The organism is Mesorhizobium sp. M7A.F.Ca.CA.002.04.1.1 (assembly GCF_004022805.1).
GTDB lineage: Bacteria > Pseudomonadota > Alphaproteobacteria > Rhizobiales > Rhizobiaceae > Mesorhizobium > Mesorhizobium ciceri.
In genome coordinates, this window is sequence record NZ_RZPL01000617.1 from 1 (window position 1) to 3,464 (window position 3,464).

Annotated in this window: 4 protein-coding genes; 2 read left to right on the top strand and 2 right to left on the bottom strand. The window is 64.8% G+C overall.

Annotation, left to right across the window (positions count from 1 at the left end; all coding sequences use genetic code 11):
* The first annotated feature begins 84 nt into the window (after window positions 1-84).
* Both ENZ75_RS25375 and ENZ75_RS25380 read left to right on the top strand, forming a co-directional pair.
* Window positions 85-1,035 (top strand): ABC transporter permease, encoded by a 951-nt coding sequence (locus ENZ75_RS25375; RefSeq protein WP_027163923.1) that lies wholly within the window; start codon window positions 85-87, stop codon window positions 1,033-1,035.
* 1 nt (window position 1,036) lies between these two features.
* Complete coding sequence (locus ENZ75_RS25380) at window positions 1,037-2,008, top strand: ABC transporter permease (RefSeq protein WP_013533021.1); 972 nt, start codon at window positions 1,037-1,039, stop codon at window positions 2,006-2,008.
* A gap of 9 nt (window positions 2,009-2,017) precedes the next feature.
* Here the strand turns inward: ENZ75_RS25380 and ENZ75_RS25385 are convergent, their stop codons facing one another.
* Window positions 2,018-2,857 (bottom strand): amidohydrolase, encoded by an 840-nt coding sequence (locus ENZ75_RS25385; protein WP_063167544.1) that lies wholly within the window; start codon window positions 2,855-2,857, stop codon window positions 2,018-2,020.
* 65 nt (window positions 2,858-2,922) lie between these two features.
* The coding region (locus tag ENZ75_RS25390) for an IclR family transcriptional regulator (protein WP_164887990.1) at window positions 2,923-3,464 on the bottom strand (542 nt) is incomplete at its 5' end.

Genomic DNA, 3,464 nt, shown 5'->3' on the forward strand with positions numbered 1-3,464 from the left:
CCGTGAGAATGAAGTCGCGGCCGAGATCGCCGGCAACGCCCTCACCACCGACGGCGTGATATCAGCCATGTTCGGACGTGCGGCATGAGCCCTGTTGCGCGCCTCCTGTCCCTTGGGCGAAATTTCGGCTTCGCCGTCGTGCTGCTGGTCGTGCTGCTTGCGGTCAATCTCATCCTCAGCCCGGGACGATTCCAGCCGGGTTCCTGGGGGGCGCTGGTCGGATTGGCGGCGCCCTTGATCGGTGCTGCCATCGCCTCCACGCCTGTCATCCTCGCCGGGCGTGGCGGAATCGACATCTCGGTTGGGCCATTGATGGGCTTTGTCAACGCTTTGACGATCCAGGTGCTGTTCCTCGGCACCGGCATCTCGTCGCCCTTGGTGCTCGTTCCGGCGGCGTTGCTCGTCGGCGCGCTGGTGGGCGCGGCGAACGGCTTCCTGGCGACAATCGTGCGCATTCAGCCGATCGTCGCCACGCTCGGCACCTATCTGATCCTGACCGGCGTGACGCTGACAATCCTGCCGGCGCCGATCGGCCCAGCGCCGGCCTGGCTTAAGGCGCTGTCCGGCCCGCTGTCGATGCTGCCGCTGGCACTGATGTTCATTGCCTGGTGGCTGGTGCGGCGCACACCATACTACGACCAGCTTATGGCGGTCGGCAGCGACGACCGCGCCGCCTACACCGCCGGTGTCGATGTCACGCGCGTGCGCTTCATCGCCTATGTCATGACCGGCATCCTCGGCGGATGCGCCGGGCTGATGCTGACCGCGCTGATCGGCTCCGCCGACCCCAACATAGGGCCGACCTACACGCTGATCGCCATCGCCGCCGTAGCGCTCGGCGGCGTCAGCCTGGCCGGCGGCCGTGGTGGCGTGGCGGGTGCCGCCATCGGCGCCATCGACATCTTCCTGCTGCAGAGCGTGCTGACGACGTTCAACGTCTCGACCTTCGTGCTGCAGATCGCCTACGGCGCGATCCTGGTGCTGGCGGTGATGCTGACAGCGCTGCAGGAACGTCTTGCCATGGGGAGACGCTGACATGGTTTTGCGCCAAAACCTCTTCGCGACAACCAACGCCCGTGTCGTCGGCGCCTTCTGCGTCGCCGCCCTTCTGCACCTTGCCGGCACAATTCTCATTCCCGGCTACTCGGCGCCGTTTGCGATACGGGCCATGCTGGTGCTCGCCTCGCTGCTCGCCGTGGCCTCGATTGGCCAGACGCTGGTCGTCATCATGGGCGGCATTGACCTTTCGATCCCCTTCGTCATCGGCTTTGCCAATGTCGTGGCTGCGCAGCTTTATGGCGATGGCTGGAACTTTTTTCTCGTCTGCGGCCTGGTCGGCGCGCTGGCGCTCGTCATCGGCGGGCTGAACGGGCTGATCTCGCGCAGCCTCGACATCCAGCCGCTCATCGTCACGCTCGGCATCGGCATGGTCGTGCAAGGGCTGGTGCTGCTGTGGACAGCCGGCTTCCCGTCAGGCTCCGCGCCACAAGCGGTTTCCAGCTTCGTCTCGATCGGCGGATCGGCCGGCCCGCTGCCGGTGCCGTGGCTGGTGCCGAGCCTGGTCGTGCTGGCGGCGCTGGTCGTGCTGGTGCTGGAGCGGACGCCCTATGGCCGCCGGCTCTATGCGTTGGGCAGCAATCCGGGAGCGGCGCCGCTGGCGCTGATCGACCCGGTTCGCATGTGGGTCATCACCTATGCAGCAAGCGCCTTCTTCGCCGCTGTCGCGGGCGTGCTGCTGCTCGGCTTCACCGGCTCGGCCTATGGCGATGTCGGCCAGCCCTATCTGTTCCAGACCATCGCAGCGGTCGTCGTCGGCGGCGCAGCACTGGTCGGCGGCCGGGGCAGCTATCTCGGCACGATCGCCGGCGTGCTGGTGCTGACCGAGATCAACACGCTGCTCATCGGCCTCGGCTTCCAGCCCGCGGCAGTGCAGGCCGCGCTCGGCTTCGTCATCGTGCTGCTGGTTTCGCTCTATGGCCGCGAACGGCACGTCTCGGCAACCATCTGAAAGGACCTGTCAGTCGAGCCGCCACAGCTTGCGGGCATTGCCGGACAACAGCCTGTCGCGCTCGGCAATGCTGCAGCCCGAGAGCAATGCATGGGTCGCCGCCACCCAGGTCGACAGGCCGCCGCCTAGCGTGCAGACCGGCCAGTCGCTGCCCCAGACGACGCGGTCCCAGCCGAATGAATTGATGGTGTGCTCGACGTACGGCCGCAACGTCTCGACCGTCCAGCTGCCGGCATCGGCATAGGCGACGACACCGGAAATCTTGGCCATGACATTCGGGCGCCGGGCGATCTCGCTCATATGCTCGCGCCATGGATGTTCCCTGTTGCCCTTGATGTCGGGCACGCCGCAATGGTCGAGGACGAACGTCACATCGGGTGCCAGGTCGGCAAGCACGATAGCCTTGGGAATCTGGTGCGGCAGCACGACGAGATCGAAGGTCAGGCCGGTGCCGCCAAGCCGCTTGATGCTGTCGCGGAACACCGCACCTTCCGAGAGCTCGTCGGGCGCGACATGAAGGACGCGGCGAAAGCCCTTTACGAACGGGTTTGCCCGCTGCCGTTCGAGATAGGCCGCGAAGTCTCCTTCCTCAGGACGGCAGGACGCGATCACCCCGGCCAGCATGCTGCCGGGCTGCCGTGACAGTCCTTCCACACGAGCCGTCTCGGCTTCGATGTCGGCCGGATCGACATCGACCTCCATATGCAGCACGCGCTCGACGCCGACACGCTGCGCCTCCGTCGCGTAGTCTTCATAAGAGAAATCGCGGTTGAGCGCCGGCACGCCGGCGAGCCAGGGATAGCGCAGGGCCGAGCGATCGATGAGGTGAAGATGGGTGTCGATGATCATGGCGAGGCTCCTCCCTCTGGCTTTTCAAATCATCTCACGAGAGAATTCTTCATTCAAATAAGAATTCACACCGATGAGCCGACTGCTGATCCAGCAAGGTGCGACAGCTTTTCACACGTTGCCAGCAACAGTTCGATTGTCCTGGTGATATCGGGTGCGGAAGGCGCGTTGACCACCGTGATGTAGGGAATCGACAGCGCGGCGATCGCCTTGCCGTCGGAACTGCGCACCGGGGCCGACAGGTTGAAGACGCCGGCTGTCTGCATCGAAGCCATCATCTCGTAGCCACGGTCGCGGATCTGGTCGAGACGGGTGAAGAACTCGCTCGATTGTGCCGTCTTGTCGGTGCTGCGGACGTGTTCGGAAATCATCATCTGGCGCTCTTCCGGTGAGCGGAAGGCGAGCAGCACATGTCCCGAGCCAGTATCGAATAGACTGATATGGGAGCCGACCCGGATCGATATGCCCCAGTAGTTCGGTGCTTCCTGCTGACCGATGACGACGGCAGAACCACGATCAAAAACAACGAGTTGGTTGGCCTGCTGCGATGTCTCGGCAAGCTCACGCATCAGCGGCGTCGCATAGGAGACCAGCCGCCGTACCGGCG

Excerpts from the sequence above, each read along its gene's own strand:
- ENZ75_RS25385 (WP_063167544.1), bottom strand. The coding sequence starts at position 2,857 with ATGATCATCGACACCCATCTTCACCTCATCGATCGCTCGGCCCTGCGC.
- ENZ75_RS25380 (WP_013533021.1), top strand. The coding sequence starts at position 1,037 with ATGGTTTTGCGCCAAAACCTCTTCGCGACAACCAACGCCCGTGTCGTC.
- ENZ75_RS25375 (WP_027163923.1), top strand. The coding sequence starts at position 85 with ATGAGCCCTGTTGCGCGCCTCCTGTCCCTTGGGCGAAATTTCGGCTTC.